Origin of the sequence: Pantoea allii, assembly GCF_046529425.1 — a bacterium.
GTDB lineage: Bacteria > Pseudomonadota > Gammaproteobacteria > Enterobacterales > Enterobacteriaceae > Pantoea > Pantoea allii.
In genome coordinates, this window is the sequence record NZ_CP125958.1 from 3,101,367 (window position 1) to 3,119,378 (window position 18,012).

The window sequence follows — 18,012 nt, forward strand, 5'->3', positions numbered from 1 at the left end:
CGCGCAGCATGTCAGGAAACGGCTGCGATCGGGCTGTTACCCATATTATTGAGTATACGAATAAAAACGGCATTTGCCTCCTGTGACAAATGCCGTTACCAGATTAACCAATGGCGCTGTTTTTGACTATCTCTGCATCATGAATATTATGTCGTGGTTTCGCTTGCTGGATCGGCTTCGCTACTGCGTTTCGCAGGCAGCGGATCGGCGGCGAATCCGCGTAATCCCACCACGTGAACGTGCTCGGTATTATTAAATACTTTACGCATCAGTTTATAAGTGGTGCCCTTCTCCGGGCTGATGTTCTCTGGTGCCGCAATAACCAGCTGCATCTCCAGACGCTCACAGAGTTCAAACAGCGTCGCGATAGAGCGTGCATCCAGACGAGCGGCTTCATCCAGGAACAGCAGACGGCAAGGTGAAATATCTTTACCGCGCAGGCGGCGTGATTCCTCTTCCCAGCTCTGAACGACCATAACCAGAATCGACATCCCGGTACCAATCGCCTCACCGGTAGACAGCGCACCACTTTCTGCGCGCAGCCAGCCGTCCGAACCACGATTGACCTCGACTTCCATCTCCAGGTAATTACGGTAGTCCAGCAGCTCTTCACCAATGGTCTGCGGCGTGCGCTGGCCCATATCAATATGTGGATTCAGACGTTGATAGAGCTTCGCCAGCGCTTCCGAGAACGTGAGTCGGTTGCTGTTAAACAGATCCTGATGCTGTTCATGCTCTTCAGACAACGTATCCAGCAGCATCGCGTGGGTTTCCCGCACGTTAACGTTAAGCCGAACGCTGCGCACCTGACCAAAGCTAACGGTTTGTAACCCCTGGTTAAGCTGGCGAATACGGTTCTGTTCACGCTGGATCGTTTTACGAATAATGTTCGCCACGCTGCGTGAACTGATCGCCAGAGTTTGCTCACGGGCCGTCAACTCCTCCGTCAGACGATTGAGTTCAATCTCCATCTGTTCGATGGCTTCAACCGGATCGTCGGTGCGAATAATATCCTGACGGATACGTTCGCGCAGATGTTGATACACGGCGATGAAAAACTGAATCTTACGTTCCGGACGTTTAGGATCTTCAGACAAACGCAGCACGTCGCGCAGATGTTCGTTATCCGCAACCGCCAGGCGCAGTGCGCCCAGTGCCTTATCCGACATGGAGCGCAGTTCATCGCCACTGAGATAAGCCAGTTCACGGCGATGCAGACGGCGTTCCACCCCGTTGTCTTTAACCAGACGCAGTACCAGGCACCAGCCCGCTTTGGCGCTGACCACCTGTTCACGGTTCTGGTGATAGTTACGTTCAAGCTGGCGCAGCTTTTTCTGCAGGTTGTCCATCTCTGCTTCGCAGAAGGTGAGCTGTTTCTCCAGCTGATTGCGGCGGGCGCGGTTGTGGCTCAGCGCCGTATAAAGCTCGTCACGGCGGATTCGCGCGCGTTCTTCCGCACTGGCATCGGCCTGAACCCCAATGTCCTGCATTTCCTGCTGCAGCTCTTTCAGCATGTCGCGCTTGGCATCATAAGCACTTTTTAACGATGCCAGCACCTGCGAATACTGCGTCAGCTGCGACTGATGCGCGCGCAGGCGTTCACGCGTGCGGCTCCGTTCGGCTTCGGCCTGCTCCAGCCGCTGCCGCAGTTTATCGCTCAGGTCGTTGTTGCCGCCCAGCATGCCAGCCGAATCGTCATAACTAAAATGCGCCCGGCGCTGTACCACTTCCGTCAGGGCAAACGCCTGCTGACGCGCATTGCGCTGCTGTTGCTGCGCCTGCTGGTAATCCGCCTGCAGCTGTTCGTGCTGTTCAGGATCGCTTTGCAGTACCGCAATCATCGGCTCAAGTTTGGCCAGTTTCGTCCCATGTAAATGCAGGAAACGTGCGGCCTCTTGCGCCTCTTCGACCTGCTCGCGAATCTCTTCACAACGATCCGCCAGGGTTTCATCCAGTAACAGGTTAATGCGCGGCAACAGGCGGTTAAGCTGTGCAACGCCCTCTTTCGCCAGCTCAAACTGCTGACGCTGCTGCTGATTGTTGCTTTCATGTTGATTGAGCGCACGTTCCAGCTCACCGCGACGGGCGCCGAGCTGACGGATTTGCGCTTCAGGATCGTCATCAAAGGCCACCGCAAGGTGACTGCCGATAAAGCGGCTGAAAGACTGGTGTAAACGTTGCGTCTTCTGAACGTCAAAAGATAACGTGGCATAGCGTTCCGCCAGGCGATCGCGCTCATTGTTAAGTAGCTCGAGTTGGTTTTCGCGTGCCGCCCGACCAAATAAAGGAATTTTTGGGAAGCGGGAATAGCGCCACTGACGCTCGGCGACTTTCACTACGACCGCGTTTTGTAGCTCGTCTACGCTGAACACGCTGTCATCGAACGACTGGGGGTCCCCTTCGATCAGGTAGAGATCTTCCGGGCACTCTTCTAAGCCATCCAGTTGCTCACGCACCAGCGACAGGTCGGGCACCACAATAGCGTGGCGCGACGGGCCATACAGCGCGGAGAAGTAAGGTGCATCGTTCAGCGTCACGTCATCATAAATTTCTGACAGCAGTACGCCGCCAAACCGTTCGGCAAGCTGATTCAGGCGAGGATCTTCGGCACCACCCGGTTGGCTGAGACGTTCAATTTGCTGCTCAATTTCACGTTTGCGCGCCGCCACTTCGTCACGTTCGACGGTGGTTTCACGCTCGCGTTCCAGCAACTGCTGCATGTATTCGGTCACGTCCTGGCTGCTGGCCAGTTCCTGACCGGTTTGCTCACTGAGCTGAGTCAGGATTTCTTGTGCTGCCAGCCAGTGCGGCGCGCGCGCGGTCAGCGACGTGATGCGTTCGCGCAGCTGCTCAAGTTCCTGGCGCATCATCATGCGCTGTTCGCCCGCGTCAGCCACGCTGCTGTTGAGCTGCTCGATTTGCGCTTCGAGTTCACGCTGCAACCCTTCCAGCGCATCAGGCTCGTAATGCTGGCCCTGACGTTTACAGAACTCTGCCAGCAGACGTTCGGCTTCCTGTTGTTCGCGCAGGCGCTGTTCAAGCTCATTCAGACGCAGACGCAGTGACGAAAGTTGATCGGCATGGTGACGCTGATTGCTGGCATCGCGCAGCAGATCGCGGCCGACTTGCCACGCCTCTTTGCGGCTGACGTCACCGGCAATGCTGGTGACCAGCGACAAGGCCTGCTCAAACTGGCTGTGAGCCGCTTCCGCTACGCTCAGCTTCTGCTCAAGATGCAACAGTTGCCCCGTGGCTTCTTCTTCTTTCGCCTGGAAGCTGGCCTGCCATTCGGCAGCATTTTCAATATTCAGATCCGGCAGCTGGCACAGCGATCGCGCACGTTCCAGCGCCTGTAATGCCTGTTGATACTGGATCGCCCGGGTTTGTTGCACATCCAGCGCCTGCTGAAAATCGGCCAACTGACTTTTCAGCTCATCGACTTCCAGTTCGGCCGCCTCAGCACGGGCCTCATTTTCTTCCTGGATTTCACGCGCTTCGGCAACCACTTCGCTCTGCTCTTCCAGACGCAGCGTAAGATCCTCGATATCGCTGTCATACCGGGTAATCTTCTCTTGCTGGCGCATCGCCGTTTGCACCAGATTCAGGTGATCGCTGGCTGCCTGATAATCGATTTCGAGATCGCTTTCCGCCCCGCTGTGTTCGGCCAGCTCGCGCGCCATTTCCACATGACGGAACTGTTCAGAGGCCAGCTGTTTGCGGCTGCTGAACAGCTCATTGCGCAGTTGTAAGGCGCTATCAAGATGAATGCGTCGCTCATTGGCGTGACGCATGTAGTCTGCCGAAACGTAGCTGGTGGCTTCAGAAATCAGATGCTTGAACAGGTCACGATCGGACTGCGTCACGCGGATGGCTTCCAGCGTCATGCGGTTTTCGCGCAGTGCCGCTTCCATATCCTGAAACGCTTTGCGCACGCCGCTGTTTTCCGGCAACAGGTAATCGCGCAGAGAGCGGGTAATCGCACTGGAGATACCGCCGTAAAGTGACGCTTCGATCAGGCGATAAAACTTGCTGCGATCGCTGGCTGAACGCAGGCGACGCGGCACGACACCGAGATCAAACATCATGGCATGATAGTCGGTGACCGAGCTGTACTGACGGAACTGGGCGCCTTCCAGTGCCTCAACGCGTTCTTTTACCTCGTTAAGCGGTAAAACACGTGCCTGACGGCTGTTAAGGATTTCCGTGAGCATATCGGTAGGCAGCGTATCCGTGGGCAGCCCATGAATACTGAAAGGCTTGATATCGACCTTCTTATCACGTCCGGCGATTTGCTGCAGTCTGACACCCACGACAACGCGTTGATGACGGGAATTGACCACGTCCAGCATGGCATAGCAGACGCCGGCGCGAAGTTTACCGTGCAGGCCTTTATCGCGTGAACCCGAGGTGGCGCCGGCTTCGGTAGTGTTACGGAAGTGCAACAAGGTTAAGTCAGGAATCAGCGCCGTGACAAAGGCCGCCATGGTGGTTGACTTACCTGCCCCGTTCCCACCCGACAGCGTGGTGACCAGTTCATCAAGATCAAAGGTTCGGGCAAAAAAACCGTTCCAGTTGATCAGCGTTAGCGAACGAAATTTGCCGCGTTCAATCATGCCTGTTCTTCCTCCGCGATATCACCCGCATCGCTGTCATTCTCTTCACTGTCTTCCGCCTCAGTCGTGGGCGTTGCGTTGTCCAGCAACATTGCCTCGCCGTCACGAATCAGGCGCAACTGCGCTTCCCGCGGATCATCACCGCTGCGCACATCGGCACCAAAGCGAAAAACAGACTCGATAATACGAAACTTGCTGCTGTCATTGCCAAAGAACCACACCATACCAAGACGACGCAGGCGGCTTAAGGAAGCCCGCATTTTTTCCTGCAGCTTGGCACGATCGAGATCCGAGCCGGTTGAGCGCTGGTTAACCAGCTTCAGCAGTTTGCTTTCATCAGCCAGGGACAGCAGCTCGTCATACAGCTCCTGCTGGGTAAAAATACCTTCGTTCGCCAGACGTTCCGGGCTGAGATAGAGATAGCACAGGATTTTACCGACCATCATATCCAGCTCAGACAGGACAGAGCGAGGAATCAACGTGGTTGAGCGTGGACGCAGATAGAAGAATCCCTCTGGCGCGCGGATCAGCTCAACGTTATAGCGCGTATAAAACTCTTCCAGATACTGCTGGTAATCCATCAGAAAAGCGTGGTTATCCAGCTCTTCAATGCCAATGTGGCGTCCGGCACGCAACTGACTGTCCAGCGCCGGAAAAATCGGATTTGCCAGTGCCTGTGCCAGTTTAACCGGCATCACTTGTTCAATATTTGTCGATGACATGTGCCTGCACCTTGGCTCCGTAATCATTAATGGCTTGCCATTCCACAGGCAAACCGGCTAAATCGGCTTCCGCTACGCCGAGTCGCACCGCCTGATCCACTACGATGCGCGCAAGGTCAAAGTGACGCGCGCGTGGGTATTGGGCCAGATAGTCGCGCATTACCACGGCGAGGTTGAGCGGTTTTTGCTGCGTTTTGTAACTCTCTAAGGCTTCTTCAATCATGGCCGCCAGTTGCTCGCGAATTTCATTAAATTCTTCAAATTCCAGCTCGGCAGGCAGTTCGCCCATGACTTCGTCGTTACGCAGCGTCAACTCGTCATCACGCATATCGTAAAGACGTTCGGCGTTGGCATAGGTCAACGCCCAGGGCGCATCAAAATAGTTCTGTACGGAAACCCGCAACCGCTGAGCAAAAACGCGGTTTTTGTCCATATCGATGGCAGTACGAATAAATTTGTGGACGTGGCGATCGTAGCCAATCCACAGGTCGATGGCCTGCTGTCCCCAACTGGTAATGCGGTCGAGTTTGCTTTGCAAATCGAAGACCAGTTTATCGACGAAGCCCAGATCCGGGCTATCCAGCGTCGCATCCTGAATACGCAGCAGATTTTCCTGCAGCTTGTCGCCCGCCGCCTCAAGCGTATCCTGCAGCTCGCGCAGTGTACCTGAGGTTTCCGACAGCAACATTTCACAGCTTGAAATTGCGGCTCGCCAGTCTTTGTTCAGCAGTTCAGCAATATCGGATTTCACCGCCTGCTGTTGCTCATCCATCAGGCGCTGTGTCATATCAATGCTGTCGAAGATTTCGGCCACCGAGTATTTCAGCGGCGCGAACACGTTGCGGTGCCAGTGAAATTCGTCGCCATTTTCCTGAGCGGCATCCGCGGCACGCTTCAGTTCCGCAGCAACAATGGAAAGTTGCATAGACAGACGCAGCGTGGAGAACTCACGCTGGCGGATATAGTAATCGGTGATGCCGATGGCCAATGGCGTCAGGCGATAAATGGCATTGCCCTCGGTTAACTCACTGGTAAAGCGATTTAACAAGCGCTGACGCACCATATCGTTGATGGCGTTGTTGGCACGCACCAGGACGGTTTCACTGGTTTGCTCAAAGGCTTTGCTGACGTGACGAAACGCATCAATCAGATCACCTTCGCTCATCTCTCCGTCAATGCGCTCGCCGTTTAGCGTGGCGATAGCCAGCAAAAAAGCCAGACGTTCAACTGGCAGCGCAAGGGAGAAGTCATTCTTGCGCGCCCAGGATACCAGTTCCGGTACCGTCTGGGAAAATTCACTCATAATTCGTCCTTCTGCCCGGGTTTGCGCGCGGTCACGTGGATGTAACGCCCTAAGCTTAAAAAGGGTTCCTGGCGGCAAAAGCGCCGCTCCATCTCAATAATTTCGTCGTCACTCTTTGGCTCGCCTTTAGGCGGCTTCATATAATCACTGAATACACGAATCCCGGCACGCCGTTCAATCTGGAAACCACAGGCTTCCAGCCAGCGATACACATCATCGGGATCGCGAGGATAATCTGGTGACAGCGTGCGCTTCTTGCGTTTGGTTAAGTTGGTACGCAGATAGCCAAAATTACCCAACGTCAGGGTGCGTAATGTTAAACCATGCAGGTTGTAAAACATCAACGACAGCACGCCGCCGGGCCGCAGTGTATCAAACAAGGCTTTTAACACGGCTTCAGGTTCAGCAACCCACTCAAGCACAGCGTGAAACAATACCAGATCCACCGGCTTAACCAAATGTTCACCGACCTGCTGCGCGCTAATTTGTTTGAATTGCATGTGGTGGCTCACACCCAGCGCCTGGGCATTTTCCTGCGCGCGGCGTAACATTTCACCTGACAGATCGCACAGCACGACCTGATGGCCCCGCGCCGCCAGCCCGCTGGAAATTTGCCCTATACCGCCGCCCGCATCCAGCACGCTCAGGGAAGAGGAGGACAGGCTGGGAAGAATCGTTTCCAGCTCATCCCACAGGATGGCCTGACGCACCTGGCCTTTGGTTGTGCCGTAAATATTTTGCGAAAATTTATCCGCGAGATCGTCAAAGTTACGATCCTGCATGGCGTGGACTCCGGTATGCTGCGGTGAAACATATGCTATTTTGTCACAGGTACAGTAAGAATGAAGCTTTCATCCCATTCTTGTGCTCTGGCTGCTGTTTTTTCGGACAACAAGAGGTTTTTTAAATGTTTTTTATGCTGAAAAAGGCAGTGGGTAACGTATTACTTCCCCTGCCTTTTCTGCTTTTACTTATGGCAGTGGGCATTTTACTGCTTTGGTTCAGTCGCTGGCAGAAAAGCGGCAAAATAATCATCTCAACCAGCTGGCTGGTGTTATTGCTGATTAGCCTACAACCCGTTGCAGACCGCCTGCTGCTGCCGGTGGAGTCGCACTATCCGACCTGGAATGGCAGCCAGAAAGTGGATTACATCGTGGTACTGGGCGGAGGTTATACCTATAACTCTGCATGGGCACCCAGTTCAAACTTGTTGAATAACAGTTTGCCCCGGGTAACAGAAGGCGTGCGCCAGTGGCGGCGTAACCCGCAGGCAACAATGATATTTACCGGTGCCGCTGCAGGGCATAACCCCAAAAGTAATGCGTGGGTGGCCGCACAGGTCGCCGAAAGCCTTGGCGTACCTTCATCACATATCCATACGTTGGATCAGCCCAAAGATACTGCGCAGGAAGCCCAGGCGGTCAGCGCCCTGATCGGTCATCAACCCTTCCTGTTGGTCACATCAGCGAATCATATGCCGCGTGCCATGCGTTTTTTCCAGCAGGCAGGACTCGACCCGACGCCCGCGCCGGCTAACCAACTGGCGATTACCTCCCCGCTAAACTGGTGGGAGCGTGCTTTCCCTTCTCCTCTGTGGATGGGCCATAGCGAGCGCGCTATCTATGAAACGCTGGGCAGCCTGTTACAGCGCTTTAAAACCTCTGCCGAGGGCACAGGCGCGTAAACATGCTGAGTGATACGCCCCATAACGCGCGTATCCCTCAACCATGGTTTTCTATTTGGGGCCATATCTGGACAGGTGCATCCTCAGGCAAGCGCCGCGCGGGGTAAAGCGCGACGGCTCGACTCAGCCGTGCATGGCAGCACGAACGCGGATCAGATCCTCTGGCGTATCGACGCCAACGCCCGGTACCGTTTTTGCTACCGCGACATGAATCTTTTCGCCATACCACAACACGCGGAGTTGCTCGAGAAGTTCGATCTGCTCAAGTGGACAAGGTGCCCAGCCTACGTAACGACGAATAAACCCTGCGCGGTAGGCGTAAATGCCAATGTGACGTAACAGCGTATCGCCGATCCGATCGCGCGATTCGGCGTAGCGCTCACGGTCCCAGGGAATGGTCGCGCGTGAGAAATACAGCGCGTAGCCTTTTGCATCCATAACGACTTTAACGGCATTGGGATTAAATGCTTCTTCCGCATCGGTAATCGGCACGGCCAGCGTCGCCATACCTGCTTCAGAATGCGCCAGGTTGGTCGCTACCTGATGCACGATTTCCGCCGGGATCATGGGCTCATCGCCCTGAACATTGACGATAATTTGATCGTCTGCAAACTGATACTTCTCAATCACCTCGGCAAGACGTTCCGTGCCTGAATGATGGTCGGCGCGCGTCATGCAGACTTCGCCCCCTGCCGCTTCGACAGCGCTGGCTACATCAGGGTGGTCGGTCGCCACGATCACCCGGCTGGCACCGGATTCTCGTGCGCGCTCCATCACATGTACCACCATCGGCTTGCCATGAATATCGACCAAGGGTTTACCGGGTAAACGGGTTGAGGCATAACGAGCAGGAATGATGGCAATAAAACTCATGGATGGATCTCTTCAACCGATAAGGTACGGGCTTCATTTTCCAGGAGAACCGGAATGCCATCGCGCACAGGGAAAGCCAGCGCATCCGGCTTGCAGATCAGTTCTTGCTGTTCGTTGTTGTAGTACAGCTTGCCATTGCAAACCGGGCAGGCAACGATTTCGAGTAAACGGTGATCCATATTTCCTCCATCACGGACCGAGAGCGTAAGCGCTAAAGCATATCACAGCGCTGACAAGAGCGGGTAAACCGCACCGGGTGCGGCATCACGGATTATCCAGTTGCCACAACGTTGGCCAGTGCGCCAGTAACGCTGAGGGTGCCTGCTGAATCGCGACCGTCTCTGCGCCCTGCCAGCGCGCAAAGCGGGTTATTGCGCGTTGGGCATCCTGCAAAAATGCCGCAGTGACCGGGACGTTTTGTTCCAGCCAGATATTTTTGATTTCAAGCTGGCGCGACGCGCGGAGCATCCGTGCATCAAGCCGGGCTTTAATTTGGCCGCGATGCAGTAAGGGTAAGACAAAGTAGCCATATTTACGCTTAGCGGCTGGCGTATAGCATTCAATACGGTAGTCAAAACCAAAGAGTTCCAGCGCCCGTTTCCGATCCCAAACCAGGGGATCGAACGGGGATAACAGCGTGGTATGTGTCGCTTTCAACGGCGTCGCTAATCCGGGCAGCGCACTCTGATGCAGCCACATTTCTCCGATACCATTAACCTCGACCGGAATAATTTCTCCGGCCTCCTGCGCCCATTGCATAAACACGTTGACGGGTGCACGTTTCAGCCGGTAATAATCCGCCAGCCACTCGCGGCGAAAAATCCCCAGGCTGCGTGCGCTGTTTATAAGCATTAATCGGGTTGCTTCGTCCTCGCTGATGGCATGGATCGCATCCTGCCAGTCAGGCATCACCCGGGCGCGTAAATCGTAGACACGCTGAAAATTTCGCCGTTCCGACACCATCAACTCACCGGCACTAAACAGGTTTTCAAGATGCCGCTTGTGCGGTTTCCAGGCCCACCATCCGGGTTTATGATTTTTTCCGCTGGCAAAATCGGCCGATCTTACCGGTCCGTTATCGCGGATATACGTCAGTAACTCGGCGATCTCCTGCTGATATTCGGCAGCCCACTGCGCACTGTATTTCCAGCCCAGACGTTCGGGCGACAGCATGCGATGTCGCAGTAGTTTGTAATCGTTGCGCGGAATAAAGCAGGCTTCATGGGCCCAGTACTCAAATATCTCGCCCTGAGCAAGAGCCTCATCCAGCCAGGAGGAGGGATAGTCGCCTAAACGACTAAACAGCACCAGATAAGGGCTTCGGGCAACTACATTGATGGTGTCGATTTGCAGCAAAGACATCTGGGTAATGCAGTCTGGAATGTCCTCACGGCGTGCCCGGCGGGCAGCGGGACGAAGCAGGCCCTGTGCCGCGAGTTGAATATTGCGGGCCTGCTGTAGCGAAAGTGAATGTGTGCTCATTCTCTTCCTTATCTGAAGGGGATTTTAGTGCGATGCCCGGTGTGAATACGTGCCGCAAAGGCGTTCTAAATCGTCTAACAGTACCGTTGCCGCTTCAGCTTGCAGATGAGCATCTACCGGTAAATACCACCAGGCAGGTTGCGCGAATGCGCGACACTTTACTGCATCTTTTTCGGTCATCAGCAGCGTCTGCTCCGGCAGCAGCAGACGTGAAAGTTCGTCTTCGCTATAGGCATGGTGATCGGCGAAGGCGATTTCCGCCATGGGCGTTAAACCCTGCTGTTTTAAGGTGTTAAAAAAGCGAGGTGGATGACCGATTCCCGCCATCGCAACAACGTCTTGAAACGCGCTGAGTGGACGTTGCTCACCGCTAAGAAGGTGGGTCGCCATGCCCGGGCGCAGTTGCATGGCAATTTCACCCTGCTGCGGTTCGCCGCCGTTGACGATAATGGCATCCACCGTACTCAGGCGCGAAGCACGTTCACGCATCGGACCCGCGGGTAGCCACCAGCCATTACCAAAACGGCGCACACCATCGACCACCACGATTTCCCGATCGCGCTGCAATGCGTAATGCTGCAGGCCATCGTCGGTGACAATCAAATCCAGTGAATGATGTTCCAGGAGCGCCTCAATGGCATCACGACGACGAGGGGCGACGGCCACTGGCGCAGACGTGCGCTGAGCGATCAGAACAGGTTCATCCCCTGCCTGTTCGGTCGCCGTGTCGGCCGTAACCCGCAACGGATAACTGTCTGCTTTGCCGCCATAGCCGCGCGAAATCACCCCCACCCGTAATCCGCGCTGTTGCAGAGCTTCTACCAACCAAATCACCACCGGCGTTTTACCGTTCCCACCAGCAGTCAAATTACCCACCACGACCACAGGCAGCGGCGCGCGCCAGCTTTTACGCCAGCCGCGTTGAAAACTGAAGCGAATCAATGCCGTGATAGCACCGTACAGCACACTGAGTGGCCATAGCAGTAACCACAGGGGCGATCGGCCACTCCAGATGCGCTCAATCATTGGCCAAATTGCATTTTATGAAGTTGTGCATAAGCGCCTTTTTCCGCCAGCAACGCTGCATGCGTGCCGCGCTCAATGATTTTGCCCTCTTCCACCACCACAATTTCATCCGCTTTTTCGATAGTAGACAGACGGTGTGCAATAACCAGGGAGGTACGGTTTTTCTGTAACTCGTCCAGCGCCGACTGAATGGCACGCTCAGATTCCGTATCCAGCGCAGAGGTCGCCTCATCAAGAATCAGGATTGGGCAGTCGCGCAGCAGCGCGCGAGCAATGGCGATACGCTGGCGCTGACCGCCAGACAACAGCACGCCGTTCTCACCGATCACGGTATCCAGGCCTTTATCCATTTTATTGATAAAATCCATGGCATGGGCCATGGTCGCCGCCTTTTCAATTTCCTCGCGGCTGTACTGCTCGCTTCGCGCGTAGGCGATGTTATTGGCGACGGTATCATTGAACAGGTGCACATTTTGCGACACCAGTGCCACCTGATTACGTAATGAGGATAAGGTGTACTCGCGCAGGTCGTGACCATCCAGCAAAATGTCGCCCTGCTGAATATCATAAAAACGCGTCAGCAGGCTTGCAATGGTGGATTTACCCGAGCCAGAACGGCCAACCAACGCCACTGTTTTTCCTGCTGGCAGCATCAGATTAATGTCTTTCAATGCTGGGGTTTCACGACCGGGATAGGTAAATGTCACATTACGGAACTCGACATCGCCTTTGGCGCGGGTAATTTCACGCTTACCGGTGTCAATTTCCTGTTCGCTGTCCAGGATTGAGAACAGCGTCTGGCAGGCTGCCATACCGCGCTGGAACTGAGCATTGACGTTAGTCAGCGACTTCAGTGGGCGCATCAGGGCAATCATCGAGGAGAACACAACTGTTATGGTACCGGCGGTCAACGTATCCATTACGCTTGGGAAACTTGCCGCATAGAGGACGAAGGCCAAGGCCAGAGAGGCGATCAGCTGAATGACAGGATCGGAGATCGAAGACGCTGAAACCAGCTTCATGCCCTGCTGACGCATACGGTTGCTGACCTTAGCAAAGCGCTCAGATTCAATTTCCTGACCACCGAAAATCAGCACTTCTTTATGCCCTTTCAGCATTTGCTCAGCGCTGGTTGTCACCTGCCCCATGGTGTTTTGCATCGATTTGCTGATGTTGCGGAAACGTTTTGACACCATGCGAATGGCAAATGAAACGATGGGGGCCAACACAATCAGGATCAGTGACAGCTGCCAGCTGTAATAAAACATCATGATAAACAGGCCAATAATCGATGCACCCTCACGTACCACCGTCACCAGCGCACCTGACGACGACGAGGCAACCTGCTCAGAATCATAGGTGATGCGCGAGAGTAGCGTGCCCGTGGACTGTTGATCGAAGAAAGCTACCGGCATGCCCATCATATGACTGAAGAGGCGGCGACGCATATTCATGACTACATTGCCCGACACCCATGAAATGCAGTAGCTGGAGATATAGCTGCTCACGCCACGAATCAGCATCAAGCCAATGACTGCCAACGGCATCCACAGCATTACGGACCTGTCCGCTTTACCGAAGCCGTCATCCAGCAAAGGCTTCAACAGGGAGAGCATTAACGTATCGCCTGCGGCATTAATAATCAGGGCCGTAGCCGCCACAATTAAGCCAGCTTTGTTGGGTGCGATCATCGGCCAGAGTCGACGGAATGTCTGCCACGTTGAGAGATCTTTATCTTGATGCATTATTTATTCACGTTGTTGGAAATAGCCGGTCATTCTACCTGGATTCGCGTTTGACGCCAAACCACTGATGATACCAACGGGGCATTAATTGCTCTCTGAGGGTAAAAACCTGTATTTTTCCCTTATTAACCCTGATGCTTATCTGTCCGGATTGCCCCGTATCAAGCCAGTCATAGCCATATTCATGGTAATGCCGCAACACTGGTTTCGCCGGCATGCGCCATGCATTATAGCGTGCCAGCGACGCCATCGCGGTGCTACCGGCGACGCTGCGCAGCAGTAAGCGAGACGACGAGGTACGGCTGCCATGGTGAGGAACCTGCAGGATATCAGCCTTAAGCTGCTGCTTTTCCAGCCTGACCAGTTGCTTTTCAGCCGGGTTTTCAAGATCGCCGGTCAATAACAGCCGGACTTTTCCATCATCCACCCTCACCACGCAGGAGTCGTTATTTTCGCCCGTGTTCGGCGCGGTGAGGGGCCAGAGCACCGTAAAATTTAGCTTTTTCCAGCGCCATGCGGTACCGCGAACGCAGGGTAAATGCTGGTGGCCCGCTAAACCGCTGCGGACCTTCATTGTGGGCCAGTGTTGCAGAATGGCAGATAACCCACCGGTATGATCGAGGTGTTTGTGGCTCAGTATGACCTGCTGCAATTTAAGACCTTTGCGTTGCATCCAGGGAATAATAACCCGTGTTCCCGCATCACTGTTTTGCCAGCGCGGCCCCGTATCATACAAGACAGCCTCACGGCCCTGACTGATGACCACGCTCAAACCATGCCCGACATCCAGCATATCAATGCGCCATTCCCTGTCCGGTTTATCGTGGCGGGAGAACACCAGGGCCAGTGCGACAGCACTGCAGCTCCACGGCAGGCTGAATAGTGCGCCAGTGCGCCAGACAAGCAGGCCGCCCCAGACGATGAGCATATAAAAAGTCGCCCCTTGTAGCGGCCACCAGCCTGGCGGCAAGAGAGCCAGGCCGGTTAACAGAAGACGAAGCGACACATCTGCCGCCAGCCAAAGCCACATGGATAATTCCGCTACCGGCAGCAGCATCGCAAGCAGTATCAACGGCACCGTGATGAATGACACCACCGGGATGGCCAGCAGATTCGCGATTAGCGCCGTCATACTGATGCCATTAAATAAGCTCGCCTGTAGCGGCAGCATCAAAATCATCATCCCCAACTGCAGGTGGAGGAGCTGTATCGGCAACCAGCGGCGTGCGTGGCGAAAGCGCGCCGCCAGTGGAAACCAGTGATACCAGGTCAACAACATGCCAACGGCCAGCACCGAGAGCCAGAAGCTGTCCGAGAGCACCGTCAGCGGATCGATAGCCAGCAGTGAACCTACGCACAGCGTCCAGACTTGCCAGCTACTTAACTGCACGCCAATGAATCGTGTTACGGCCCAGAGAGTCAGCGCCAGCAATGCCCGCTGCGCAGGTGCATGAGCCCCCGAGAGCCAGGTATACAGCGCGGCAAAAATCCAGCTAATGACCACGGGATACCGATAACCAATACGGCGGGCCGGAAACAGAATCTGGCTACCTCGTGCCAGTAACCATCCCGTCCCTGCTGCCAGTGCGATGTGCATGCCTGAAATAGCCATCAAATGTGCGGTGCCCGTGTCACGCAATAATTGCCGGGTAGCTTCACTCAGGTTGTCCCGGATACCAAAAGCCAGAGCTTCAAGCGTGGCGGAGGCAGGCAACAAACCGCTTTGCTGGCGATGATAATGTATAAAACGCCAGCGCCAGCTGCAGGATGGATGCGTGATGACCTGCGAAATAATGCGTCCTTGTACAGGTGCATGGTTCGCCATGGCGAAACGCTGTGCATCAAAATCGCCTTCGTTGAGCCGGGCATGCACCGCCCTCAGCCTGAGCATCATTTTCCAGCGCTGACCCGGGCAATATTCACTACTGTCACCCGGCAACGAGAGCCAGGCAAAGCGAGGTGGAAAAAACCTCTGGTTGCCCTCTTTGAGCAGTCTGACTCTGATGCGGGAATGGGTCTGATGTACATCCTCAATTTGCACATCGAACATCGCTGGCCGGGCAATCATCTTTTCGGTGTCGTTTACCAGAGATTGTGCATTGAAAAGCGACCATGCAGCGAGCAGCAGCGTCACGCCTGTCATACGCACGTAGCGGTGAGGCAACTGCATCAGGCAACCGCCACTCAGGAGCAACAGTACCGTTATTAACGGCGGCGGAAGCCGGGGTAATAGCAGTAAAGGTAAACTGCTCACCGCAGCGATTCTTGCCAGTGCAATCCATGTCAACATAATGCATCTCGCTCTTGTCGTAGCGCGAGTATGCCGCAGGGCTATTCTTGATAAAGCACGCTATGGGCAAAATGAGGGAAGCGTCGAAGTGAATATCGGCGGTTGCAGTCGTGCGGCTTTTTTCTGGAAGAGAGGTTCAGTGTCAAAATCAGGCAAAAAAAAACGACATCCTGAGATGTCGTTTAGGCGGTTCGGTATCGGCTTAGCCGTAAATGTTGGCACGATCACGCAGCTCTTTACCTGGCTTGAAGTGGGGAACGTATTTACCTTCCAGATCCACTTTGTCACCCGTTTTCGGGTTACGGCCAGTGCGCGGAGCGCGATAATGCAACGAAAAGCTGCCGAATCCCCGGATTTCAATGCGTTCGCCCTGTGCCAGCGTAGTGGCCATGTGCTCAAGCATCTCTTTGACTGCATCCTCAACGACTTTCGCCGGTATATGAGTGTGCTGTCCCGCCAGCCTTTCAATCAGTTCTGACTTGGTCATGTAACCTCCGGTTAATCCCTACAGGAATGTATGACAGCTTTTACCGAAACCGGGCGAATAAATCCGCCCGGTGCAAGGTCGATTACTCGCCTTTAGCCGCTTTGAACGCTTCAGCCATAGCGCTAGAGAAGTTGCCTTCTTCCTGTTTGGTGTTAACAGTGTTGATGGCTTCTTTCTCGTCAGCCTGGTCTTTCGCACGAACAGACAGGCTAACAACGCGGTTTTTACGGTCAACGCCGGTGAATTTAGCTTCAACGTCGTCGCCTACGTTCAGAACCAGCGTAGCGTCTTCGATGCGGTCCAGTGAAGCTTCAGAAGCGCGCAGGTAACCCTCAACGCCGTCTGCTAATTCAACTGTAGCACCTTTAGCATCAACTGCAGTCACTTTACCGGTGACGATGGCACCTTTCTTGTTCAAAGTGATGTAGTTGTTGAACGGATCTTCTGCCAGCTGTTTCACGCCCAGAGAGATACGCTCGCGCTCTGCATCAACCTGCAGTACAACGGCAGCGATTTCGTCGCCTTTTTTGTACTCACGAACGGCTTCTTCGCCAGTCGCGTTCCAGGAGATGTCAGACAGGTGAACCAGACCGTCGATGCCGCCGTCCAGGCCGATGAAGATACCGAAGTCAGTGATTGACTTGATTTTACCTTCAACGCGATCGCCTTTGTTGTGGGTCTCGGCGAACTGCTGCCATGGGTTAGATTTGCACTGCTTCAGACCCAGGGAGATACGACGACGCTCTTCATCGATGTCCAGAACCATAACTTCAACCACATCGCCTACGTTTACAACTTTAGACGGATGGATGTTTTTGTTGGTCCAGTCCATTTCTGAAACGTGTACCAGACCTTCAACGCCTTCTTCGATTTCTACGAAGCAGCCGTAATCAGTCAGGTTGGTTACACGACCAGTCAGCTTAGTGCCTTCTGGATAGCGCTTAGCGATAGCCACCCATGGATCTTCGCCCAGCTGCTTCAGACCCAGTGATACACGGGTACGCTCGCGGTCGAATTTCAGCACTTTAACGTTGATTTCATCGCCAACATTCACGATTTCGCTTGGATGCTTAACGCGCTTCCAGGCCATATCAGTGATGTGCAGCAGGCCATCAACGCCGCCCAGATCAACGAATGCACCGTAGTCAGTAAGGTTCTTAACGATACCTTTAACTTCCATGCCTTCCTGCAGGTTTTCCAGCAGCTGATCGCGCTCTGCGCTGTTCTCAGATTCGATAACCGCACGACGTGAAACCACGACGTTGTTGCGTTTCTGATCAAGCTTGATCACTTTGAATTCAAGCTCTTTGCCTTCCAGGTGCAGCGTGTCACGCACTGGACGCACATCAACCAGTGAACCTGGCAGGAACGCACGGATACCGTTCAGCTCAACTGTGAAGCCACCTTTGACTTTGCCGTTGATAATACCGGTAACAGTTTCAGCTTCTTCGTAGGCTTTTTCCAGCGTGATCCAAGCTTCATGACGCTTAGCTTTCTCACGGGACAGCAGAGTTTCACCGAAGCCGTCTTCCACTGCGTCCAGAGCAACGTCAACTTCGTCACCAACCTGGATTTCCAGTTCGCCGGCTGCGTTTTTGAACTGCTCTGCAGGAATTGCAGATTCAGATTTCAGGCCCGCATCAACCAGAACAACGTCTTTGTCGATAGAGACAACGACGCCACGAACGATGGAACCCGGGCGGGTTTCGATTTCTTTCAGGGATTCTTCAAATAGTTGAGCAAAAGATTCAGTCATATTGATAATCTTAGGATTCTTCAATTTAACG

The 18,012-nt window shown here is 54.3% G+C and carries 13 protein-coding genes; 1 reads left to right on the plus strand and 12 read right to left on the minus strand.

Translation table 11 applies throughout. The features are described 5' to 3' along the window. Positions 1-146: 146 nt before the first annotated feature. From mukB to cmoM, 4 genes are read right to left on the minus strand one after another with little or no spacing between them, the layout of a single operon-like run. Positions 147-4,613: a chromosome partition protein MukB gene (gene mukB, locus QNH99_RS14705; RefSeq protein WP_410516854.1), complete on the minus strand. Its 4,467-nt coding sequence runs from the start codon at positions 4,611-4,613 to the stop codon at positions 147-149. After that, positions 4,610-5,335: a chromosome partition protein MukE gene (mukE, locus tag QNH99_RS14710; protein ID WP_109717241.1), complete on the minus strand. Its 726-nt coding sequence runs from the start codon at positions 5,333-5,335 to the stop codon at positions 4,610-4,612. Before mukE ends, mukB begins: the two co-directional genes overlap by 4 nt. After that, positions 5,316-6,638 (minus strand): chromosome partition protein MukF, encoded by a 1,323-nt coding sequence (gene mukF / locus QNH99_RS14715; protein ID WP_410516855.1) that lies wholly within the window; start codon positions 6,636-6,638, stop codon positions 5,316-5,318. Before mukF ends, mukE begins: the two co-directional genes overlap by 20 nt. Continuing rightward, entirely contained in the window at positions 6,635-7,420 is a 786-nt protein-coding gene (cmoM, locus tag QNH99_RS14720) for a tRNA uridine 5-oxyacetic acid(34) methyltransferase CmoM (protein WP_063878954.1), read from the minus strand. The genes mukF and cmoM overlap by 4 nt, the downstream gene beginning before the upstream one ends. 125 nt (positions 7,421-7,545) lie before the next feature. Here cmoM and elyC point away from each other — a divergent pair, with 125 nt between their 5' ends. After that, positions 7,546-8,322: an envelope biogenesis factor ElyC gene (gene elyC, locus QNH99_RS14725; RefSeq protein WP_063878953.1), complete on the plus strand. Its 777-nt coding sequence runs from the start codon at positions 7,546-7,548 to the stop codon at positions 8,320-8,322. 123 nt (positions 8,323-8,445) lie between these two features. Here the strand turns inward: elyC and kdsB are convergent, their stop codons facing one another. The 8 genes from kdsB to rpsA all read right to left on the minus strand — a co-directional run bounded on the left by kdsB (position 8,446) and on the right by rpsA (position 17,981). Further along, positions 8,446-9,195 (minus strand): 3-deoxy-manno-octulosonate cytidylyltransferase, encoded by a 750-nt coding sequence (gene kdsB / locus QNH99_RS14730; RefSeq protein ID WP_063878952.1) that lies wholly within the window; start codon positions 9,193-9,195, stop codon positions 8,446-8,448. Further along, positions 9,192-9,374 carry a Trm112 family protein gene (locus QNH99_RS14735; RefSeq protein ID WP_013025246.1) on the minus strand — a complete coding sequence of 61 codons (183 nt, stop codon included), beginning with the start codon at positions 9,372-9,374 and terminating at the stop codon, positions 9,192-9,194. The genes kdsB and QNH99_RS14735 overlap by 4 nt, the downstream gene beginning before the upstream one ends. 85 nt (positions 9,375-9,459) lie before the next feature. Then, positions 9,460-10,677 (minus strand): winged helix-turn-helix domain-containing protein, encoded by a 1,218-nt coding sequence (locus QNH99_RS14740; protein ID WP_410516856.1) that lies wholly within the window; start codon positions 10,675-10,677, stop codon positions 9,460-9,462. A 24-nt stretch (positions 10,678-10,701) separates the two neighbouring features. Beyond that, positions 10,702-11,703: a tetraacyldisaccharide 4'-kinase gene (gene lpxK / locus QNH99_RS14745; RefSeq protein WP_410516857.1), complete on the minus strand. Its 1,002-nt coding sequence runs from the start codon at positions 11,701-11,703 to the stop codon at positions 10,702-10,704. After that, on the minus strand, positions 11,700-13,448 hold the full coding sequence (msbA, locus tag QNH99_RS14750; protein ID WP_109717238.1) for a lipid A ABC transporter ATP-binding protein/permease MsbA: 1,749 nt from the start codon (positions 13,446-13,448) through the stop codon (positions 11,700-11,702). The genes lpxK and msbA overlap by 4 nt, the downstream gene beginning before the upstream one ends. Positions 13,449-13,482: 34 nt before the next feature. After that, positions 13,483-15,738, minus strand: coding sequence for a DNA internalization-related competence protein ComEC/Rec2 (locus tag QNH99_RS14755; protein WP_410516858.1), 2,256 nt, complete (start codon positions 15,736-15,738; stop codon positions 13,483-13,485). A 202-nt stretch (positions 15,739-15,940) separates the two neighbouring features. Then, positions 15,941-16,225 carry an integration host factor subunit beta gene (ihfB, locus tag QNH99_RS14760; protein ID WP_003849360.1) on the minus strand — a complete coding sequence of 95 codons (285 nt, stop codon included), beginning with the start codon at positions 16,223-16,225 and terminating at the stop codon, positions 15,941-15,943. Positions 16,226-16,307: 82 nt separating this feature from the next. Beyond that, positions 16,308-17,981 carry a 30S ribosomal protein S1 gene (gene rpsA / locus QNH99_RS14765; protein WP_026021040.1) on the minus strand — a complete coding sequence of 558 codons (1,674 nt, stop codon included), beginning with the start codon at positions 17,979-17,981 and terminating at the stop codon, positions 16,308-16,310. Positions 17,982-18,012 lie beyond the last annotated feature (31 nt).